The organism is Flavobacterium aquiphilum, from assembly GCF_027111335.1.
In the GTDB taxonomy this organism is placed as follows: Bacteria; Bacteroidota; Bacteroidia; order Flavobacteriales; family Flavobacteriaceae; genus Flavobacterium; species Flavobacterium aquiphilum.
The window spans coordinates 3,990,410-4,010,801 of sequence record NZ_CP114288.1 but is presented as its reverse complement, the minus strand read 5'-3'; the positions used below and the strand labels follow the sequence as shown (position 1 = coordinate 4,010,801).

The window sequence follows — 20,392 nt, the reverse complement described above, 5'->3', positions numbered from 1 at the left end:
ATCATTTTTGTCACGGTGATGTGCATCCACATTAAGCAGGTAGTTGAAAATAGTAAGATAAAAATCCAAGAGCTTGACCAAAACAGACAAAGCACACCGTAAAAACCAATGTATTTAGCAATAAAATTCTGGGCGATATTGAAAGAGAATTTACTGTTGACATAGTACTTATTGTTTTTTACAAAATTAAGTAGCATCTTTAATGAAAAAGCTGCAAAAACGCAGTCTTTAAAAAATAATTAAGTATAAATACGTATTTTTTATGCGTATTTTGAATGTTCTCTTTATTTGTGCGGGTTTCGTGCGGATGCTTTTTTAAGTATTTAAATTGAAAATTATGTAATAGAGCAAAAAAAAAAGCTGCCAGAATCGATTCTGACAGCTTGAAAATGGTTTGTAGTTTAATTTAATTTTTTCGGTCTATTGTTTTAGATAATATTGGTTACTTTTCATTCATGATTTTGCTACAGTCGGACCCAATTCATAACTGGAAAATGATTGATAGGAAGAATCTAGTTTGAGAAAAAAATCCTATTTTATGGCAGATGCCATAAAATAGGATTTAAATGTTTTAGATTGAAAAACCTTTATGTTTGGTTTTTGTTTGTTATAGCAATGAAAATTCAGTAGCCTTGTTAGAAAGTTCCATCAGGTTTTTTACTTTCAGCTTTTTCATCAGGTTGAAGCGGTGTACTTCGGCAGTTCTTTTACTGATGTCCAAAGCTTCGGCAATTTCTTTATTTCCTTTACCACTTAATAAAAGCTTAAGGATTTCTTTTTCTCTTTTGGTAATCAATTGCTCTTCAGCCAAAGGTTGTTTTGGCTCAACAGTTGCTCCTGGATTGGTTAATTGGCCAATTAATATAGATGAAATGTCTCCGCTGAAATATTTTCCACCATTGGAAACAGTGTGAAGCGCTTTTAGGAATTCTTCTTTACTGGAACCTTTAAGTAAGTATCCATCAGCTCCGGCTTGAATAGATTTTAATACGTATTCCTCAGATTCGTGCATCGAAAGCATTACAATTTTAACCATATTGTTTTTGCCTCTAAGTTGTTCGACAACTTCTATGCCTGTCATGTTTGGCATACGGATATCAAGAATCAGTAAATCGGGTTGAAGACTGTCAACCAGCGATAGCGCTTCCAGACCGTCTGTAGCTTCGCCTACAACAGTAATGTTTGATTCGTTTTCTAATAACGATTTGATGCCGTCTCTCACAAATACGTGGTCGTCTGCAAGAATTACTCGAATTTTATCGCTCATAATCTACTTATTGTTATTTAAGTATATTCATCTATGTTCAGAGTGCTAAGATACGTATTTTTTGGAAAAAATCAATTGTACATCAAATTCAAAAATCAATATCAAATTCAATGGCAATATTAATGATAATGTCAAAAATCAAATTCAAAATTCAGTACCAATGTCAATATCAAAATTCAATAATAATATCAAAATTCAGTATCAGCCGAAACAAATATCAATATTAAAATGAGTGTAATCTAAATTTCAATTATAGAGCAAAATGAGTCTTATCTTACTAAGAGTAAGTTGTTATTGAAAAATTAAATTTTTAATTTTTATTATGACTGTCCGCTAAGCGGATCAAAAAAAGTAATATATTTTTAACCATTAAGAAATTAAGAAAATTAAGTTTTTAGGCTTAATGAATCTTAATATCTTAATGGTTTTAAGAGAAAAAAACTTTTGTTTTTTAATAAACCGACAAAATTTTGGGTTGATTTTTAGCATTGATATTGCAATTGCCATTTTTAAATCGGTACATTGAAAGTAATCCTCGTCCCTTCGTTTGGAATCGAATTGAAGAAAACGCGTCCATTGATGTATTCAATTCTTTCTTTCATGAATACCATGCCCATTCCTGATTCGCTGTTTCTCTTTTTTTCGACGGCAGTAATGTCAAATCCTTTTCCGTTATCGTCAACGGTGATGCTCAGCAGGGTGGCGCTATGTGAAAGTTGTACTATAATATGTGTAGAATCGGCGTATTTGATGGCATTGTTGATGGCTTCCTGCGTCAATCGGTAAATATTGATTTCGATTAAGGAATCCAATCGGCTGTTAAAATCGGTTTTGTTGTAAAAAAGAATATTTTTCCCGGTTAGTTTAGAAAGTTCCAAAGTAAGTTTGGCAAGAGCCGAATTGATTCCGTGGTCGCTCAATTCTGGTGGCATCAAATTGAATGTGGCGGTACGAACACCCTTGATGATGTCGAGGGTCAATTTTTTTAGGTAATCTATTTTTATAGTAGATTTTTCTTTGTCGTCCAGATTGATACTTTCAAGGCTGAATTTCAGTCCCGTCAACATTTGCCCGATTCCGTCATGAATTTCTCTGGCGATACGGTTTTGTTCGTTTTCCTGATTTTCGACAATCTTGCTCGAAATCACCTTTTGTTGACTCAATTTGTCGGCAATGTTCGCTGCGTTTAAACGTTCGACTTCTTGTACGGCTTTTTTTCGTTCGGTAATGTCAAAACAAATAATCAACAGTTCCGATGCATCTCTTTTTATCGTTACGGGAACCATCGATAAATCTAGCCAAATCGATTGTTCGTTACGGGTGGTGATGTTTATTTCGCCTTGCCAGCCTCTGCGATAGTTTTCGGTTACGATGTTGTCGATGAATTGTTGTTCTTTTTCGATTGGACTGAGTACCTGTCCGAATTTTTTATCCGAAAGAAATGGGTTGTATTGAATAAGTTTGGAAAACTTTTCACCAATATGAATAATAGTCCCGTCAGTTGCAATTCGGCAATAGAGAAGGGTGTTCTCCATTGCATAATTGAGCGATTTCAATTCTTTTACTGAGTTTTCTTTGGCTTCGCTGATAATTTCGGTGTCCCTTGCCAGTTTTAAAGCTTTCTTTTCTGAAGATAAAAGATTAGAAATTAACAGTTCAACTTTTTTGTTGGTAGGTGTGAAAATGAATATAAATTCGAGTAATAAAACCAATAATGTAAAGACCAGAATGGCATATTCCGTTTTGCTTTGACGTCTTACTTTTTCAAGGGCTTCTTTATCGTATTCACCTACAATTTGGTTCATTTTCGAAAGGAAAACAGCACCGTTGTCAAGTATGTTTTGAACCAATTTTGGGTTGTCTTTTTCGTTTTTATTTTGTTTTTTGTTTTCCAAAAAAGTGTTGCTGGCCTTAAGCAACGCATCAAAATTGGGTTTTAAATTTTCAAAATCCTGAATTAGAATTTGATTTTTTTCTTTTGGAAAACCCAGACTGTCATTTCCGTTTATAAGGGAGTAGTGATTAAATTTCCACTCGGATATGATTTTTGAAATCTGATTGATTTTTTCTTTTTTTTGTACAGAATCGGTAATGAAATTAAGTACCAAAATTTCTTTGGTCAGTTTTTGGCTTAGCATTCTTTGCTTTCCCGAAATGTTTATGATTTTGGAATCGCTGAGTTGGCTGTTAAGGTTGTACTGAATAAGAAGTTGGCTCAAAAGTACAGTTATAGCAATAGTAACTAACGCGAATAGATACATTCGCCTTAATTTTTTAAATGAAATTTTGTCTAAAGAGCCTTTGGATTTTTTTTTCATATGAAAGACTGTTGCTGGTCTTTGAATCTGAGTTTTTATCTTTTGTCAGTTCGAGCGTAGTCGAGAACCATAATGGCATATCGACTGCGCTCGATGTGACAAATTATCTCATATTTTACTTTAAAAATCAATTTATAATCCCAATGCGTCTTTTATCAATTGAAGATTTTCTGGAGTGTAATTGATTTTTAACGCTTCCTGATGTCCTTTTTCAGACATTTTATTCCAAGTTTTCAGAATGATGTTGTGCAATTTTTCGGTGTCGTGTTTATGAACGAACGGATCTAAGTAATATTCAAGAAACACCAGGCAGACAACGTCTTCCAATAATTGTGTTTCTTCGTCTTTTTTAAGTAATTTTTTTTCGATCAAAAAAGAAACGCGGTCAATAAAGTCGTCTTCATAGCCGGCTTTTTTTAAGATTTCGGAAGTCAGTTTGGCATGAAATTTTTTTAAATCCTCTCGCCATTTTAAATATCCAACGCGATCCATAGGATAAGACTCTCTTGCTATTTTCCAGCGGCAAATGTGCTGTGCTTTGGCTGCTATTTGAACAGCTTCTGATGCATTTGGTTGAAAGGCCATCAGCCTGTCGTACATTCTCTCGGAATATAATAACTCTTTTGGATAGGTTACATCTTGGTAAATTTCATTGTTTGGATCGGCTTCGTTTTCAGCATCAATCCATGCGCTGGCGTTTAAGAATGGGATAGTTTTCATTTGAAATAGTGTATATATTCAAAGATACATACATTATTCTAAAAACCCAACGAATACTTCATCACCTTCAACTTTTACCGGATAAGTAGCAATTGAGTAATCTTCACCGTTTAGATTGGAACCATCGATCAAAGAGAATGTCTTTTTGTGCATAGGACAGGCAATTTTTGGGATGTCATCTGTCGAACCGGTCATTCCTCTCGATAAAACCATTTCCATTCTGTGCGGGCAGGCATTTTGGCAAGCATACCATGTATTTCTTCTTTCGAAGTTAAAAACAGCGATTTGTTTGTTTTTGTATTTGATGCATCCGCCTCTGTTGCTTGGAAAATCTTTGATGTTTCCAGCTTTGAACCAAATTTTCACTTCGTTTGAGTTTACCGTTTTGTATTGGTTTAATAAATCTTCCATGGCATTTAGTTTTTGTTTTCTGTTCCCAGCCCCACTATGAGGATTAGCAGAGCCAGGAGCGGAAAAGTTATTTTTATATTTTTTGATTCGCAAAGGTTTTCAAATTGAAAGCCTCGACACGCGGAGATAATTTTAGTTGGCGATTATTTTTTACTTTTTTTCTTCGCGAGTCTCATGCTTTCTGCGGAAATCTTTGTGTAATAATTTTAATTTAATTCGAGTTTACCAAGGTCTTGGCATTTTTTGGTCTCTTAATGGTACGTATTCAATGTTGTCGTCTTTCTCATCTGTATTAACGAAGTGGCTGAAACGTTTCATCAGTCTTGGTTTTTCAAGAACTTGTTTCCACTCACATTCGAAAGTTCCAACTAGTTTTTCCATTTCAGCTTCCAATGTTTCACAGATGCCTAATCTGTCAAAAATGATAACTTCTTTTAGGTAATCCAATCCACCTTCCAGTTTTTCTAACCAAGTAGATGTTCTAACCAATGGTCCTGCAGTACGGATATAGTACATTAGAAAACGGTCCATATATTTGATAACTGTTTCTTTGTCGATTTGTTCAGCCAATAGTACAGCGTGTTTTGGATTGGCTCCACCGTTTCCGCAGATGTAAAGATTCCATCCGCCTTCAACAGCGATTAAACCAAAATCTTTTCCTCTAGCCTCGGCACATTCTCTGATACATGCCGAAACTCCACCTTTTATTTTGTGAGGGGCACGGATACCTTTGTAACGATTTTCCAATTCGATAGCGAATCCGGCACTGTCGTCCATTCCGTAACGACACCAAGCGTTACCTACGCAACTTTTTACAGCTCTCAATGATTTTCCGTATGCGTGACCACTTTCAAAACCGTTGTCGATTAGTACTTTCCAGATTTTTGGCAAATCATCCAAGTGAGCTCCGAATAAATCCACACGTTGTGCTCCGGTTATTTTAGTGTACAAATCAAATTGTTTGGCCACTTCACCAATTACGATTAGTTTTTCAGGAGTGATTTCACCTCCGGCAACTCTAGGTACTACTGAGTAAGTTCCGTTTCTTTGAATATTCGCAAGGAATCGGTCGTTGGTATCTTGAGTAGTTACGTGTTTGTTTGCGGTGTCGTTGTAGATACTTGAGAAAATCGAAGCTACAACCGGCTTACAAATCTCACAACCATCTCCATTTCCGTGATGGTCGATTACTTCGTAGAAATTAACGTATTTGTTGATTTTTACGATATCAAATAATTCTTGTCTTGTGTATTTAAAGTGTTCGCAAACAGATTCTTTTACTTCTTTCCCAAGTGATTTTTGGGTAGCTTTTACGATGTCGGCAACCATTGGTTTACAACCACCACAACCCGTTGTTGCTTTGGTTAATTTTACCACATCGTTAAAAGTTTCTGCAGTTCCGTCGATAAGTGAGCAACAAAGTGCGCCTTTGGTTACGTTTTCGCAAGAGCAAATTACTGCAGTATCAGGCAGGTCGGCTGCGCTTCCTAGTGTAGATCCTTCACCACCACGAGAACCTAAAATCAAATCTTCCGGATTTGCAGGCAAGGCCATTGCGTTGGCGTAAATTTGGAACAAACCATTGTAATCTGATGAATCTCCCACAAGGATTCCTCCCAATAATGTTTTTCCGTCTTTGGTGACATTTATTCTTTTATAGATGCCGCTGAATTTGTTCTCATAAACAATTGCAGTTACATTTTCATTTTCGATAAAAGGATCACCAAAACTCGCAACTTCAACTCCAATCAATTTCAATTGAGTTGACATATCGATGGTTTCTCTCATTGTTTTCTCCCCATTGAGGATTTGCTCGGCGGCAACATCGGCCATTTCATAACCAGGAGCCACAAGCCCGTATATCATATGGTTGTATAAGGCAACTTCTCCGATAGCGAAAATATTTGGATCTGATGTTTGCATTTTATTGTTTACCACAATACCGCCTCTAACGCCTACTTCAAGTCCGGAAACTCTTCCTAGTTCGTCGCGAGGTTTGATTCCGGCCGATATAACCAACATATCAACTTTTAACAAATCATCATTCTCAAACATCATCCCCTTTATAGAGCCTTCTCCATCTATATATTGTGTTGCTTTATTCAGATGAATGCCTATATTCAATTCTTCAATTTTAGATTGAAGCATATCGCTCGCACCTTGATCCAATTGTCTTGGCATCAATCTTGGAGCAAATTCTACTACGTGAGCATTAAGTCCTAAGTCACGAACCGCTTTGGCGGCCTCAAGACCTAATAAACCTCCACCCAAAACGGCAGCTTCAGTAGAACCGTTTGCTTTTATTTTTTTGGCGTAAGCCATAATAGCGTCAAGATCTTCGATAGTTCTGTAAACAAAAACCCCTTCTTTTTCAACTCCCTCAATTGGCGGTACAAAAGCCGCAGAACCGGTAGCTAAAACTAAGTAGTCATACGAATACGTTTTTTCTAAGTGTGTATGAACTGTTTTCTGTTCTCTGTTAATATCTGTAATTAACTCCGAAGTGTTTAATATAATATTGTTCTCTTCATACCATGTTTTAGGTGAAAGAGACAAATCTTCAGCGCTTTTACCAGCAAAGTATTCACTTAAGTGAACTCTGTCATAAGCACGTCTTGGTTCTTCTCCAAATACTGTAATTTGATAATTCTCTTGTCCAGATTTCGCGATGAATTTTTCGCAAAATTTATAACCTACCATGCCGTTTCCGACTACTATCACATTAATCATAATCTGTTAATTAAGTATTACTACGCAAACTTACGTATAAATACTTAATTTAGATACTTATTTTTAGATTTTTTTTCTAAAATAGAATGATTTTTAATTAGACGGTCTTAATTATACGTAATTACGTACTTAGGTTTGGGCGTGCCACCATCGCGATAAAAAGGCTTTTCTCTTTGTGATGACACGCCTTTTTATCGCGATGCTGTCGGGTCATCCGCGTTACAAGGTAACTAGCTTCTACCCCAATGTCATTAAGTTAAGGATATAAAGCCATCGTTTTGTCATTCCGAAGAATGAGGAATCTCACTAGTGACTCACGTTATGTGATTTCTCCTTCGTCGAAATGACACAAAAAAAACGCTTAACTTAATGACATTGGCTTCTACCCCTCACGCGGAATGCGGATATAAGAGAGTTTGGCGTTTAAATAGTGTGAAATACGTATATGACTAAGTAAGGAAGGAGATTTTTTGTTTTGACCGATGTTTACATCGAACTTAACCTATCTATTTGCGAACCTCTCTCGTTCTTAAAACGAGATAATCCGTATGATTGGTTTATAGTTCTATTGTTGTTCACTCACAAAATAAAAAATATCCGGATGCTAAAATAGCATTGTTATTTACTTGTACCGCAGTAAGTTTACTTGAAAATCTGTTTTTTAAACACCATGGTTTTGACGAAGATTTGGTTTGTGCAGAATGTGGAAGTCTACAAATAGAGATTGTTGAGTTCGAAAAAGATAAATTCAAACAAGTTTGTAAAAAATGTGATAATGAAGAATTGATAACTTTTTCTGAAGAACAACACTAGTGTTCTAATGATTATATACAATGAATATCTTCATAAATTAAAAACATAAAACCTGTCGTTTTAGTTTTTAATTGTTTAAAGTGACTAAACTTCTACTTATTAAACTCCCCAACATGCCACAAAATCCCCGAAGGGTCATGAATAAAACATTCTTTGCCCCAATCCATTTCCCGAATCGGGATCAATTTTACGTTTTCATACTTCGAAGGGAGATCTAAAGCTAAAAGTTCCGTCCAAAATTGCTTGACATCTTCGACTTCCAAAAAGAGCATGGTGTTGTCTATCCAATCTTTGACATAGGCGTCCTGTAGGTAGAATCCAATTTCTTTGGTTTCAAAATAAGAAAAATTAGGAGCCAAGACAATTTCCTGAAAACCTAAGTCTTGATAAAAACGTCTTGAAATCCCAAAGTCTTTGGAACCTATAAATGGGCGGATGGATTTGGCGTTGATCATTTTTTTAATTGCTAAGTTTCTGAGAAGCTAAGATACTAAGTAATTGTCAGTTCGAGTAGATTTTTAGAAAATGCGACCGCGTTTCAAATTTTCTCGAACTGATGTTAAGTAAAAAGTTTCCAAAAAAATCTTAGAGACTTAGCGTCCCAGCAACTTAGAATCTTTTCTAGCCTCATTCTCTTTCACTCTAAAAATAACAATTTGTTCTATCAGCCAGTAAGGAATGGGATGATCGAGAGGAAATTGAACTGAACCTTTTCCTTGTTTGTAAACCGAAAGTTCATTAGAAAACTCAGAATGCCCTGTCGGAGTTGCATAAAATCCAATGTGTTTTTTATAGCCTGCAAAATAGACCAATGGCTTTCCGTAGGTTTTGTAAGCAGGCATTCCATAGGAGATACTTTCGACAGCTTCGGGCGCATTTTTTATAATGACCTGACGAACATTTTCCAAAATAATTTGCGTATCTTTTGGGAAGGTTTGAATGTATTCGTCAACCGATTTATAATCAATTTTCATGGCTGGTTTTATTTAGAATCAACTTCTTTTCTGCTAATCTAAATTACAAATAAAAAAAGGAATTTTTGTTGGATTCAGAATTATTCTAAACTAAGCTTTTTTACTACAACTATAATTTTTATCTATCGAAAAAATAATTTTAATAAAAATAATTTTGGTAAATTCGTGACTAAGTTTTTAAAAATCATCACATTATGGAAAATATGAATAATCACAATTCTAACGGAAAATGTCCGTTTTCAGGTGGGAACCCAAAACAAAGTGTCGGATCGGGCACGAGAAACACAGACTGGTGGCCAAATCAGTTGAAATTAAATGTTCTTCGTCAGCACTCATCGCTGTCCAATCCGATGGGAGAGGATTTTAATTATGCAGAGGCTTTTAAGAGTCTTGACCTAAATGCGGTTAAAAAAGATCTTTTTGATTTAATGACTGATTCACAAGAATGGTGGCCTGCCGATTACGGTCATTATGGACCTTTCTTCATCCGAATGGCGTGGCACAGCGCAGGAACCTACCGAATTGCTGATGGGCGCGGCGGCGGCGGAGCAGGAACACAACGGTTTGCTCCATTAAACAGTTGGCCTGATAATGTGAATTTGGATAAAGCTCGTTTGCTGTTGTGGCCAATCAAACAGAAATATGGCAAGAAAATTTCTTGGGCTGATCTGATGATCCTTGCCGGAAATTGTGCACTTGAATCAATGGGTTTCAAGACTTTTGGTTTTGGAGGAGGTCGCGCTGACGTTTGGGAACCAAATGAAGATATATATTGGGGTAATGAAGGGAAATGGTTGGATGACAAACGCTATAGTGGAGACCGCGAATTGGAAAATCCGTTGGCCGCCGTTCAAATGGGATTGATTTATGTAAATCCAGAAGGTCCAAACGGAAACCCTGACCCGATTGCCGCCGCTAAAGATATCCGTGAGACTTTTGGTCGAATGGCCATGAATGATGAAGAAACAGTTGCGCTTATCGCCGGAGGTCATACTTTTGGGAAAACTCACGGTGCCGCTGATCCCAACCAATATGTAGGTGCAGAGCCTGCAGCAGCGGGGATTGAAGAGCAAGGTCTTGGTTGGAAAAACTCTTTTGGTACAGGAAATGGGGAATATACCATCAGTAGCGGTCTTGAGGGAGCTTGGACAACTACACCTGCAAAATGGAGTAATAATTATTTCGAAAATCTTTTTGGTTTTGAATGGGAATTGTACAAAAGCCCCGCAGGAGCGAACCAATGGAGACCGAAAAACGGTGCGGGAGCCGGTACCGTTCCGGATGCCCATAATCCATCAAAAAGCCACGCACCGTTTATGCTTACAACCGATTTGTCTTTGAGATTTGACCCGGTTTATGAGGCAATTTCAAGACGTTTTTATGAAAACCCTGAGACATTTGCAGATGCATTTGCCCGTGCTTGGTTCAAACTAACGCACCGTGACATGGGGCCAATTGCACGTTATCTTGGCCCTGAAGTTCCCAAAGAAGTACTTATTTGGCAAGACCCTGTTCCTGCTGTAACTCATAAATTGATTGATGCTAATGATGTTGATGCTTTAAAAGCTAAAATTGCTGCATCGGGATTATCGGTATCTCAATTGGTGTCAACTGCATGGGCTTCGGCATCAACATTCCGGGGTTCTGACAAAAGGGGAGGTGCCAATGGAGCGCGTATTCGTCTTGCTCCGCAAAAGAATTGGAAAGTAAACAACCCTCCGCAATTGGAAAAAGTACTCGAAACATTAGGCGGAATCCAATCAGCGTTCAACAGCGCACAGTCTGACGGAAAACAGGTTTCGTTGGCTGATTTAATCGTTCTTGCCGGAGGTGTCGGAATTGAAAAAGCGGCTGAACAAGCGGGTAAAAAAGTAATTGTTCCTTTCTCGGCAGGAAGAACCGATGCTTCGCAAAACCATACCGATGTGGAATCATTTGCTGTTCTTGAACCGGAAGCCGACGGTTTCCGTAACTATATGAAAACCCAATTCACGATTTCGGCAGAGGAAATGTTAATAGACAAAGCGCAATTGTTGACGCTTACCGCTCCCGAATTGACAGTTTTGGTTGGCGGTTTGCGTGTTCTTAATACGAATTTTGATGGCTCCAAACATGGAGTGTTTACTAACAAACCTGAAACATTGACAAATGATTTCTTTGTGAACTTATTGGATTTTGGTACGACTTGGAAAGCCTCTTCAGATTCGGAGGAAGTGTTTGAAGGACGTGATCGCAAAACAGGAACAGTTAAATGGACGGGAACTCGTGTAGATTTAATCTTCGGTTCAAATTCAGAACTTCGCGCTCTTGCCGAGGTTTATGGATGTTCAGATTCACAGGATCAGTTTATAAATGACTTTGTGGCTGCCTGGACTAAAGTGATGAACTTGGACCGCTTCGACTTAGCGTAAGCGATGGTCCACGGATGACACGGATTGAACGGATTTACACCGATAATCTTGTTATCCTATAAAATGTTAAAAGGTGACCTGAAAATGGGTCACCTTTTTGTGTTTTATAAACCTAGAATTATAAAAATCTGCGTTTATCTTTTAAATCCGTGGCAAATAAATTTTGCAGACAAAATTTAGATAAGTAATGATAACCCGTTGGTTGAAATTATTTTTAACCACATAGAAACATAGATTTTCTTAATGTTTAGAAGAATTTGATAGGCGTTTTACTTTTCACATAATCAACTATGTGAAAAATAGTTCTATTTTCTATCATTTTTTTTACGATTAATTATTAATCTATGTTTCTATGTGGTTCATTTTTTATTTAGTTTGACCCTAGCGAAAGTGAATTGGTTAAGCAATTTCACCAACAAGTTAACAATAAAAAAAATCCGAAACAATCCGTTTTATCCGTGTCATCCGTGGGTAAATAAGGCATGCTAATAGTCTAGCTAGGGATCTTTTCAATAAGAATCGCCGCATTCGATTGGTCAAAATAAGTGCAGGTCATTTCTATAATGTCAACTGCCCATTTCGCGATACCACATTGTCCTGCATGATTGCAAAAAGTCATGTAATCCGTCTGTCCGTCCTGATGCATCACCAAAAATTCAATGAAGCGTTCTTTATTGGCCGAAGGTGCAACGGCAATAGTTGCGTATTTCTCGGGGGAAACCGCTCTGTAATCGTCGGTTCCAAAATATTCGGTGTGACCGTCATTGACAAAGGTATCGTAACCTTTTACGCCCAATGCGATTAATTCCTGAATATAAGCCGGGAAATCGGCTCCCGATTTAACTTTGGAATGCGCTTCTTTAATTTGGTCAATTGTGAACATATTGTTGTTTTTTATAATTTAATATTGGTTTGATTTATTTTTTTGGAGCTGAGACATTAGGCTTTTTGGAAACATTGTTCCCGCTTTTCGTTTCAATCGGGGCTATAAGTCAGCATATTACTTTTTTGCCATCATCCAAACATAAAACTTAAACAGGCTCTTAGTTTACAAAGCGGAAAAATCGGCTGTTTTTGGAAAAATATTTAAAGCATCAACAACTATCTCTGGAGTGGGAGAAGCCAGTTTGCGAAGCTTCGTGTCTATCCAAGCGCCATCGACAGTAATTACAGCGCATAAAGTGTCTTCTCTGTAGAACTCATGAACAATCGACCATCGCGAAGCATCGGCTTTCTTTTTTGCCATTTTGGTTTGCATAATAATTTCGTCCGAGATATTGATTTCTTTTCTGAAAACACATTCTTCCCGGAATAAAATTGGGCCAATGTGTTCCTTTTGCATCACTTTTAATGTCAAACCCAATTGATTTAGAATTTCAACACGGTGTTGTGCTCCAAAATCGTAGTAGGCACTGTGGCGCAAATGAAAATTAGGATCCAAATCAGACCATCGAAAGGAGAGTTGTTTGCTGAATGTAGCCATAAGGGGAATTTATTTAGTTTTTGCTCCAAAGATAGTTAATAGGCCACGGATGACACAGATTAAACGGATTTTCATAGATTTATTTAATTGTAGAACCGTAAAAAAAATAATTATTGAGATATTAAGGGAATTAAACTTGGATTTTCTTAATGAAACTTAATATCTTAATAGTTCAAAAATTAATTTACGCATCAAGCAACTTTTGGATGTCAAATTTGGTCATTTGCATAAATGCTTCAACTACTCGTGGTGCTTTTTCGGGATCAGCCATGAGTTCGCCTAGAATTTTTGGTACAATTTGCCAACTGACACCAAATTTGTCATCAAGCCAACCACATTTGTTATAAACTCCGCCTTCGCCCAGTTTTTCCCAGTAATAATCAATTTCCTCCTGAGTATCACAATCGATGACATAGGAATTGGCAGGTGAAAATTTATACATAGGGCCACCATTCATACTCATAAATCGAGTTCCGTTCAATTCGAAGATAACAACAAACGAATTCTCGAAAGTGATTTTTGAGTTTTTGAAAATGGAGCAATAATGCTCTGCTGCTTCTTTGGCCTGTCCGTCAAACCACAAGCAAGGATAAATTTGATTTGCCATTATGTTTCGTTTTATATGATTGTCTATTTCGATTAAGGCTAACTAAGGTAAGAAAAATAAATTGGTAATTTTTTGAATTGTAGTAATCACGAGGCTTAACCGTAAAGTTCACAAAGCTTTGCGATCGTTGCGTAATTCTTTGCGCCCCTTGCGGTTAATTAAAAAGGATAATTACAAGAAAGCAAAAATGTTTCTTTTCAGCCCCGATTGAAGTGAAAATCCTCTTGTACTGGGGTTCAGTGCAAGAGATTGTAACGGAAAGCGGGAACCATGTTTCCGAAAAAGCCTAATGTTTTTGCTCCAAAAAGAGATCAAAAAGTGAAAGATGAAAATGCAACCGAAATTGTGAATATCTATTTTAAGGATTGTGGATTTATTTTTCTTTGAAAATCTATCTTTGGCATCCTTAAAAAATTATAGAGATGAGCACAATTTGGTACGAATGTAAAGTTAGATATAGAAAAACGGATGAAACTGGTGGGCAAAAGGTTGTAACGGAGGCTTATTTGATTGACGCTATGTCCTATACGGAGGCGGAAAGCAGAATCAATGAGGAGATGTCGGCTTATATCAGTGAGGAATTCAAAATCACGAATATAAAAGTGGCTAATTTTGCTGAGATTCACCCTTTTGAAAATACTGACCGTTGGTTTAGATCAAAGGTTTCTTTACTGGCTTATGACGAAGAAAGCGGTAAGGAAAAAAAGTCGAATATGTATTTGCTGGTTCAGGCGAATGACGTGAGAGAGGCTTTTGATAACACGGTTCATGTGATGAAAAATACGATGGGAGAATATACAATTCCTGCTATTTCGGAATCGCCGATTATGGATGTGTTTCCTTATTTTAGTGGGGACGAAGAGGAGGCAGAGCAATATGAAAGGTTCAATGCATTGAAAGCTTCGAAACCTGTTGAGGCTGAAGTGGTCGATACGATGGAGTTTGACCCGGAGTATTTGGCAGAAAACGACTAAATATCAATGTCAATGCCAATATGAATGGCACGAGGATGACGCGGATTAAACGGATTGGTACGTTTTTTTTTTGCCACAGATTACACAAATTTACACAAATTAATTAGTGCTAATTTACTTTGTCCGTTCGCTATCGCTCGGGTGTGTAATTTGTGGCATTTAAATTATTAATTATCCTTGAGTAATCAGGAGATTTGTTTGAGGATTTCTCTTTCGGAGTGGCGAACCAAGACTTTGAATTTTTCGTACCACTGTTTCCAGTCTGCAGTACCCATGTCTTTGGCAAGTTCTGTTTCAAAATCCGCAAGTGCGGCATAAGAGGATTCAAAAATCAATCGGTAACTTTCTCCGGTAAAGTCGGTTAAAACCCTGTTTCCGGCAGTTTGTGGCATTAATCCATTTGTAGTGGCCTCATCAATCAAAGCTTTGGCATCTTTATAACGGCCAAATTGCAGATAAAAAATTTCTCGAACGATATACATGAGTACAAAAATTAGAAGTTAAACAAATAATTTTACTCCTATAAAGTTATGAAATTTTGCAATTGATTTGTTTTTTAAATAATTGAAAAACAAATATTTATGATTGTTTTTTGTTGCTTTCTTTCATTTTTTTGATCCAAAGTGTCATTGTCCAAATCACTGTGATTCCAAAAATAACAAGGACGGGAGTGTAATAGTTCTCAAAAAAATCGTGAAAATAAGATCCAACAAAAAGATAGAACGAGGCAACACAAAGTTTAAACGGAATAAATTCGGTGTTTGACCAGCTTGTTTTGTTTTGAAAAAAGTTCATAGGGCTACGGTTTTTGGAGTTGTTGGAATTGGTTTATGTTGGACTAAGTCTTTAAGTCAAATCTAAATTCCCTGTTGCATATTTCAGGTTATATTTAAATTTATTGATTCGCCAGCCGGAGTTTTCTTTTGTGAGTCCAATATCATAAGTTCCAACAAATTCTCTCGTTGTTCCATTAGTCGCTGATTTTTTGTAGTGAGTTGCCGTTGCATAAGCAAAGACTGTGGCAGTTGGACCTTCAATTGTTACTATATAATTTCCGGCTAAATGATTCACGGAGTCAATACCTTTAAAACCATTTTCCCAAAGTTCACAAATTGCTTTGGAAGTCAGTTCTTTCTTTTCGCCCCCGAGCGAACTCATATCAAAGTCTACATTTTCAGTAAATACATCCTTTTGTAGCTTTGACCATTCCTGATCATCAGCAAATACAAACAGCTTGTTGATTATTTCGACTATTTCTTCTCTTAATGAATGTGTTTCCATAAATGTTTGATTTAAAACTAATTTCAATGTAAATATATTAGATTTTGGCTACAAATAAAAGATGTTTTTATGTCAAAGTTCGATTGTTCGTTGAATGTTTATTTGCTCCAGAAATGCTTCATCGTGGGATACCACGATCAGTGTACCATGATATTCATTTATGGCGGTTGTCAATATCTCGATATTTTGAATATCCAAGTTATTTGTGGGTTCATCAAATATAATGATATCAGGTGATTTGCTGTTAATGGTCAGACAGCAAAGAATTAAACGCATTCTTTCCCCACCGCTCAATACGCTACTAGGTTTGTCCCAATCTTCTCTACTAAATAAAAAGCGGTTTAACCTGATTTTGATTTCATGTTCTTGTAATGCCAAAGTGTTGAATTGCTGGGCCTGCTCATAAATTTTTAATTGGTTGTCAATAAGCGAATAGTCTTGATCAATGTAAACGGTTTTACTGTCGGCTCTGTAAATGATACCTTTTTGTGGTTCAAATTTGCCTAAAATAAGTTTTATCAAGCTTGTTTTCCCCGATCCGTTTGTACCTTTCAATGCAATGCGTTCGCCACTGATAATTTGAAAGTTTAAATCTTTTTTCCAAAGAAAATTATGATCATAGCTAAAATTGACGTCTGTAGCCGTAAATAAAATTTTCCCTTTATGCAGCGAAGAATTGTCAAAACCGAATTTCATTTTGTCAATATCGGGTAATGAAGAACGAAGGTCATGTAATTCCTGTGAAATACCGCCAATTTTTTCGGCATGAATACTTTTGAGTTTTGAGGTACTGTTTTCGGCACTGTTCCGTAAAGTGTTCAGCATAATTTTTGGGACACCAGCTTTTAGTTGTTTTCCTTTTCCGCGACTGTCTAATTTTTGTTGTCGTTCCAGTGTTTCCCTTTCTTTTTCTTTGGCTTTTCGCAAAGCTTTTTCTTTGCTTTGAATGTCTTGACTCAAAGCATTGTTTTCAATTTGCTTTTGTTCTTTATAGAATTCGTAGTTGCCACCATAAATTTTAATTCCGTTTTTTGTTAATTCATAAACGGTGTTCAGAAGGTTCAGTAATTTCCGGTCGTGGCTTACAACAATCAACGTGATTTTTGTTGATTGAATAAAGTCATACAAGAGTTGCCTGCCCGAAACGTCCAAATGGTTGCTTGGCTCATCCAATAAAACCAATTCAGGTTGATGGATGGAAATGCCAGCAAGAAAGACTTTTGTTTTTTGACCGCCACTCAACGATTTCATTTTTTGAGACAAGTCCAAATTATCCAGTTGCCAATATTGCAAAGCTTCATTACAGCGGTCTTCGATCGTCCAGTCATCATCCAGCAAAGCGTAATTTTCTTCGGTTACGTTACCGTTTAAAATTTCTTGTAGAGCATTGAGTTTGTGTTCAATTTTCAATGCCTGAGCAATCGTCAGATGATTGTATTGCCCGAAGATTTGTGGAATATAATAGGGATTGGAGTCAGTGCTATACTGTCCGTTTAATGGTTGCAGTTCGTTTGCAATAATTTTTAACAACGTTGATTTTCCTGATCCGTTGTTACCAATTAATGCTGTTTTTTCGTGATGGTTTACTGAAAGGTTTATGTCGCTGAACAGTAAATCCTTGTTGGGATGGGTATATGAAATGTTTTGTAAAATAAGCATAATTTCTTTCTTGAAGATTAAACATACGACAACCATTTTGCGGTTGTTCTATTGATATGTCTGAAAGAAATTATTTTTTACATTTTGCGTTTACTTAAATTTTGTGTTGGCAAATATACAATGTTTTTTTAATTCATTGTGATCGAATAAAGTGAGTTTTAGTTTTTGTTGAGATTTCTATGCTTTAAAGACGATCGTATTCAATTAGTTTTTTAAACGCATCAGTAAAATTTGCCAAGTCTTTTTTTGTTGAGGTGTCTAAAAGTCCTTGCGCGTCTATTTTTCCTTTTATTCCCTGAATTAAAAGTGTTGTTTCTGGTGTGAATTTAGCCATAAGAGTTTTCATTATTAGTTGCAATTCTTCGTGTCCTTTCTCACCACTTGCAGAAGCTGTGATAATTGCTGTTGGTTTTTCGGAAAAAACAGTTGTTGAAACGCACCATTCGATTGCATTTTTCAGACCACTTGGAATACTGAAAACATACTCAAGAGTGCAGATTAGGATTCCGTCAGCCATTTCAATCTCCTGCCTAAATTTTAAAATTGCTTCTGGTGTATTGTCTGTTGAAAGTTCGGGATTAAAATGCGGAAGTGATTTTAAGTCATCAAAAACTTTCAGACTGAAATAGTCTTTAGTCATATCAGCAAAAATCTCAATAAGTTTTTGATTTGAAGAATTATCGCTTGCACTGCCGTTTATGGCCAAAATTTTTTTCATTCCAACTGTATGTTATTCTTGTTTGAGGTCTTATTGTCTATCTCTTTTATGAAACTTACCTGTTTTAATAAATTGTCTACCTGCATTTTTATGAGTTTTGAGAAAATTTAATTATTGGTCAAATAGCTACAAAATTAGCATATTTCGTTCTGGTGTTACAGCGGGTTTGGGATTCAAAGATAATTGTTTTCAGTTATTGGCAATTTTGCAAATACAAAACCAACTTTAAATAAGAACCAAAACCCAAATTGCGCTTACTGGCGGTTATGGGCAGGTGTTTTTTTGATTTTCACAAATTGTTTTTAGCCCATTTAAAACTATGCATATTTCCTAAATCTATTCTCATAATATATTCATCTTCTCCAATATAGTCATTTAGAAGTCTTTCAGAAAATCCCCACCCATCAGAGTTTTTAGCTTTTAATAAAACATCTACAAGAGGATAAAATGTATGTCTGTAGTCTCCAGACTTATAAAAAGTATCTTCAAAAGCAAGTGCTTCTTTAGTGTCACAAATGATTAAAGAGCCTTTATTGTCATTAAATTTTCTGGCACATTCTAGTCTTCCTGTAAAACTTGCTATTTTTCCATTTTTACTTATTCTGTTACAAGCTCGAAACAAAATAGGTCTAGTCTTTGGCATATAGTTTTTTAATACAATGTCCCACACGTCAAAAAATGCTTTCCTTTTTTCGCATGGACCTGTATAAATCCAGTCGCCAATAAATCTTTTAGCTTGTTCAATAATAATTGCATCTTTTTCCAAAATATCAATCAGGTTTTGAGCAATTTCTGTTTTTTGAAGTTTAGTCAATCTATATTGATATTTTTCGTTCACTTTTTTTTAATGCAAAATTTAAATTAATTAGAGAAAAGTCTATTATGAACGGTTTCCTTACACTTGCCCATAACTCGTTAATATTCGAAACAAACCTTCGTCAATACATTCATTTTTGGGTAGATTAGCGAAGATTTGTTTCACATTATATTGAAATCAAATATATTTCTTTTTTCTTATAAATTATCAAATTTAAGCTGTTCTCAAAATCTTTTCCATCTTTTTTCCTTTAGCCAATTCGTCAATCAGTTTGTCTAAATAACGTGTTTGTTTGGTTAAGGGATTTTCAATTTCTTCAATGCGATAACCACAGATTACGCCGGTAATCAGTTGGGCATTGGGATTCAAATTGGCTCTTTCAAAGAAGGTTTCAAAAGTTACTTTTTCGTCAATGAGTTCTTGGAGCTTTTTGTCGTCAAAACCAGTCAGCCATTCTATTATTTGATGGAGCTCTTCTTTTGTCCTGCCTTTGGTTTCCACTTTTTTGACGTAGTGCGGATATACCGATGCAAAAATCAATTTTGCTATTTTGGCATCGTGTTCGGGAGTTGTTTTCATGTTTTAGTTTTATAAGAAGCTGGTTCACTTTGGAAAAGGATATTACAAAAATAAAAAGGCAAAATAGAATTCTATTTTGCCTTTGAAAATTAACTAATTGTTTTTTGGGGTCTTAATACAGCATTTGCACTAGCGGAGAAGCCACAGCCGCAGCCGATTTTGGTAATAAGCTGGTAAGTGCTGTGAATTGTTCCGGGCTGACTGTTTTTTTCATTTTGGCAATGAAAGATTCCCTGTTGACAGTTATTTTGGAAGTATATCCTGCTTTGTCGGTGGTCATAGTCGGCAAAAGATTTTTCTTTTTGTTCAGCGTTTCGTTCACCAATGCGGTTACTGCAGGTTTTTGAGCATCTGTTAATTTTAATTTGGGTCCCAATAGTCCCATAACCTGGTTCGATATAGTTGCTACGTTAAACGATTTTGCAGCAGTCGATGCTGCGCTGGCTGCAGTTGATGCGGAACTCGCTGCTTTTGTAATGTCACCTACACTTTGTGCGTTGGCAAATGAAATGGTTCCTAACAGAACCGCGGTAATCAATAATTTCTTGTTCATAGTGGCGTTGTTTAAGAAGGTTATTTCTGAATTATAAAGATAGGAAAAAATCTGAGTTTTTTGTAAATTTTAAATAT

At 36.2% G+C, this 20,392-nt stretch carries 20 protein-coding genes; 2 read left to right on the top strand and 18 right to left on the bottom strand.

From position 1 onward, the window contains the following. Nucleotides 1-607: 607 nt before the first annotated feature. The 7 genes from OZP12_RS16115 to OZP12_RS16085 form a co-directional block, all read right to left on the bottom strand. Nucleotides 608-1,267 (bottom strand): response regulator, encoded by a 660-nt coding sequence (locus OZP12_RS16115; RefSeq protein ID WP_281226061.1) that lies wholly within the window; start codon nt 1,265-1,267, stop codon nt 608-610. A 509-nt stretch (nt 1,268-1,776) separates the two neighbouring features. Continuing rightward, on the bottom strand, nt 1,777-3,528 hold the full coding sequence (locus OZP12_RS16110) for a PAS domain-containing sensor histidine kinase (RefSeq protein WP_281226060.1): 1,752 nt from the start codon (nt 3,526-3,528) through the stop codon (nt 1,777-1,779). Nucleotides 3,529-3,717: 189 nt separating this feature from the next. Beyond that, a complete protein-coding gene (locus tag OZP12_RS16105) occupies nt 3,718-4,305 on the bottom strand; it encodes a DUF4202 domain-containing protein (RefSeq protein WP_281226059.1) in 588 nt (195 codons plus the stop codon). A gap of 33 nt (nt 4,306-4,338) precedes the next feature. After that, on the bottom strand, nt 4,339-4,716 hold the full coding sequence (gene nirD, locus OZP12_RS16100; RefSeq protein ID WP_281226058.1) for a nitrite reductase small subunit NirD: 378 nt from the start codon (nt 4,714-4,716) through the stop codon (nt 4,339-4,341). 222 nt (nt 4,717-4,938) lie between these two features. Beyond that, on the bottom strand, nt 4,939-7,446 hold the full coding sequence (gene nirB, locus OZP12_RS16095; protein ID WP_281226057.1) for a nitrite reductase large subunit NirB: 2,508 nt from the start codon (nt 7,444-7,446) through the stop codon (nt 4,939-4,941). A gap of 905 nt (nt 7,447-8,351) precedes the next feature. Further along, nucleotides 8,352-8,714, bottom strand: coding sequence for a VOC family protein (locus tag OZP12_RS16090; protein WP_281226056.1), 363 nt, complete (start codon nt 8,712-8,714; stop codon nt 8,352-8,354). A 138-nt stretch (nt 8,715-8,852) separates the two neighbouring features. Continuing rightward, on the bottom strand, nt 8,853-9,233 hold the full coding sequence (locus OZP12_RS16085) for an iron chaperone (RefSeq protein WP_281226055.1): 381 nt from the start codon (nt 9,231-9,233) through the stop codon (nt 8,853-8,855). A 194-nt stretch (nt 9,234-9,427) separates the two neighbouring features. Between OZP12_RS16085 and katG the strand changes: the two genes are divergently transcribed. After that, nucleotides 9,428-11,644, top strand: a complete 2,217-nt coding sequence (gene katG / locus OZP12_RS16080) for a catalase/peroxidase HPI (protein WP_281226054.1) — start codon at nt 9,428-9,430, stop codon at nt 11,642-11,644. 493 nt (nt 11,645-12,137) lie between these two features. On the opposite strand, the gene OZP12_RS16075 is transcribed toward katG, so the two are convergent. The 3 genes from OZP12_RS16075 to OZP12_RS16065 all read right to left on the bottom strand — a co-directional run bounded on the left by OZP12_RS16075 (nt 12,138) and on the right by OZP12_RS16065 (nt 13,734). After that, a complete protein-coding gene (locus OZP12_RS16075) occupies nt 12,138-12,527 on the bottom strand; it encodes a DUF1398 domain-containing protein (RefSeq protein WP_281226053.1) in 390 nt (129 codons plus the stop codon). A 165-nt stretch (nt 12,528-12,692) separates the two neighbouring features. Next, the gene (locus OZP12_RS16070) at nt 12,693-13,127 is read right to left on the bottom strand and encodes an acyl-CoA thioesterase (RefSeq protein ID WP_281226052.1); all 435 of its coding nucleotides are present in this window, start codon (nt 13,125-13,127) and stop codon (nt 12,693-12,695) included. A gap of 184 nt (nt 13,128-13,311) precedes the next feature. Next, nucleotides 13,312-13,734 (bottom strand): VOC family protein, encoded by a 423-nt coding sequence (locus tag OZP12_RS16065; RefSeq protein WP_281226051.1) that lies wholly within the window; start codon nt 13,732-13,734, stop codon nt 13,312-13,314. A gap of 422 nt (nt 13,735-14,156) precedes the next feature. Here OZP12_RS16065 and OZP12_RS16060 point away from each other — a divergent pair, with 422 nt between their 5' ends. Beyond that, nucleotides 14,157-14,708, top strand: coding sequence for a DUF4494 domain-containing protein (locus tag OZP12_RS16060; RefSeq protein WP_281226050.1), 552 nt, complete (start codon nt 14,157-14,159; stop codon nt 14,706-14,708). Between the two features lie 185 nt (nt 14,709-14,893). Here OZP12_RS16060 and OZP12_RS16055 read toward each other — a convergent pair whose 3' ends face one another. The 8 genes from OZP12_RS16055 to OZP12_RS16020 form a co-directional block, all read right to left on the bottom strand. Next, on the bottom strand, nt 14,894-15,190 hold the full coding sequence (locus tag OZP12_RS16055) for a hypothetical protein (RefSeq protein ID WP_281226049.1): 297 nt from the start codon (nt 15,188-15,190) through the stop codon (nt 14,894-14,896). Between the two features lie 97 nt (nt 15,191-15,287). Continuing rightward, the gene (locus tag OZP12_RS16050) at nt 15,288-15,503 is read right to left on the bottom strand and encodes a hypothetical protein (protein ID WP_281226048.1); all 216 of its coding nucleotides are present in this window, start codon (nt 15,501-15,503) and stop codon (nt 15,288-15,290) included. Nucleotides 15,504-15,554: 51 nt separating this feature from the next. Further along, nucleotides 15,555-15,989 carry a nuclear transport factor 2 family protein gene (locus OZP12_RS16045; protein WP_281226047.1) on the bottom strand — a complete coding sequence of 145 codons (435 nt, stop codon included), beginning with the start codon at nt 15,987-15,989 and terminating at the stop codon, nt 15,555-15,557. Between the two features lie 72 nt (nt 15,990-16,061). Beyond that, complete coding sequence (locus OZP12_RS16040; RefSeq protein WP_281226046.1) at nt 16,062-17,648, bottom strand: ABC-F family ATP-binding cassette domain-containing protein; 1,587 nt, start codon at nt 17,646-17,648, stop codon at nt 16,062-16,064. A 184-nt stretch (nt 17,649-17,832) separates the two neighbouring features. Further along, nucleotides 17,833-18,366, bottom strand: coding sequence for an NADPH-dependent FMN reductase (locus tag OZP12_RS16035; protein WP_281226045.1), 534 nt, complete (start codon nt 18,364-18,366; stop codon nt 17,833-17,835). A gap of 289 nt (nt 18,367-18,655) precedes the next feature. Continuing rightward, nucleotides 18,656-19,204 (bottom strand): hypothetical protein, encoded by a 549-nt coding sequence (locus tag OZP12_RS16030; RefSeq protein ID WP_281226044.1) that lies wholly within the window; start codon nt 19,202-19,204, stop codon nt 18,656-18,658. A gap of 192 nt (nt 19,205-19,396) precedes the next feature. Then, nucleotides 19,397-19,762, bottom strand: a complete 366-nt coding sequence (locus OZP12_RS16025) for a DUF2200 domain-containing protein (protein WP_281226043.1) — start codon at nt 19,760-19,762, stop codon at nt 19,397-19,399. Between the two features lie 112 nt (nt 19,763-19,874). Further along, nucleotides 19,875-20,315, bottom strand: coding sequence for a hypothetical protein (locus OZP12_RS16020; RefSeq protein WP_281226042.1), 441 nt, complete (start codon nt 20,313-20,315; stop codon nt 19,875-19,877). Between the last annotated feature and the right edge of the window lie 77 nt (nt 20,316-20,392).

Bases quoted from the DNA above. Each gene is read 5' to 3' on its own strand.
- OZP12_RS16115 (WP_281226061.1), bottom strand. From the start codon at position 1,267: ATGAGCGATAAAATTCGAGTAATTCTTGCAGACGACCACGTATTTGTG.
- OZP12_RS16110 (WP_281226060.1), bottom strand. From the start codon at position 3,528: ATGTATCTATTCGCGTTAGTTACTATTGCTATAACTGTACTTTTGAGC.
- OZP12_RS16105 (WP_281226059.1), bottom strand. From the start codon at position 4,305: ATGAAAACTATCCCATTCTTAAACGCCAGCGCATGGATTGATGCTGAA.
- nirD (WP_281226058.1), bottom strand. From the start codon at position 4,716: ATGGAAGATTTATTAAACCAATACAAAACGGTAAACTCAAACGAAGTG.
- nirB (WP_281226057.1), bottom strand. From the start codon at position 7,446: ATGATTAATGTGATAGTAGTCGGAAACGGCATGGTAGGTTATAAATTT.
- OZP12_RS16090 (WP_281226056.1), bottom strand. From the start codon at position 8,714: ATGATCAACGCCAAATCCATCCGCCCATTTATAGGTTCCAAAGACTTT.
- OZP12_RS16085 (WP_281226055.1), bottom strand. From the start codon at position 9,233: ATGAAAATTGATTATAAATCGGTTGACGAATACATTCAAACCTTCCCA.
- katG (WP_281226054.1), top strand. From the start codon at position 9,428: ATGGAAAATATGAATAATCACAATTCTAACGGAAAATGTCCGTTTTCA.
- OZP12_RS16075 (WP_281226053.1), bottom strand. From the start codon at position 12,527: ATGTTCACAATTGACCAAATTAAAGAAGCGCATTCCAAAGTTAAATCG.
- OZP12_RS16070 (WP_281226052.1), bottom strand. From the start codon at position 13,127: ATGGCTACATTCAGCAAACAACTCTCCTTTCGATGGTCTGATTTGGAT.
- OZP12_RS16065 (WP_281226051.1), bottom strand. From the start codon at position 13,734: ATGGCAAATCAAATTTATCCTTGCTTGTGGTTTGACGGACAGGCCAAA.
- OZP12_RS16060 (WP_281226050.1), top strand. From the start codon at position 14,157: ATGAGCACAATTTGGTACGAATGTAAAGTTAGATATAGAAAAACGGAT.
- OZP12_RS16055 (WP_281226049.1), bottom strand. From the start codon at position 15,190: ATGTATATCGTTCGAGAAATTTTTTATCTGCAATTTGGCCGTTATAAA.
- OZP12_RS16050 (WP_281226048.1), bottom strand. From the start codon at position 15,503: ATGAACTTTTTTCAAAACAAAACAAGCTGGTCAAACACCGAATTTATT.
- OZP12_RS16045 (WP_281226047.1), bottom strand. From the start codon at position 15,989: ATGGAAACACATTCATTAAGAGAAGAAATAGTCGAAATAATCAACAAG.
- OZP12_RS16040 (WP_281226046.1), bottom strand. From the start codon at position 17,648: ATGCTTATTTTACAAAACATTTCATATACCCATCCCAACAAGGATTTA.
- OZP12_RS16035 (WP_281226045.1), bottom strand. From the start codon at position 18,366: ATGAAAAAAATTTTGGCCATAAACGGCAGTGCAAGCGATAATTCTTCA.
- OZP12_RS16025 (WP_281226043.1), bottom strand. From the start codon at position 19,762: ATGAAAACAACTCCCGAACACGATGCCAAAATAGCAAAATTGATTTTT.
- OZP12_RS16020 (WP_281226042.1), bottom strand. From the start codon at position 20,315: ATGAACAAGAAATTATTGATTACCGCGGTTCTGTTAGGAACCATTTCA.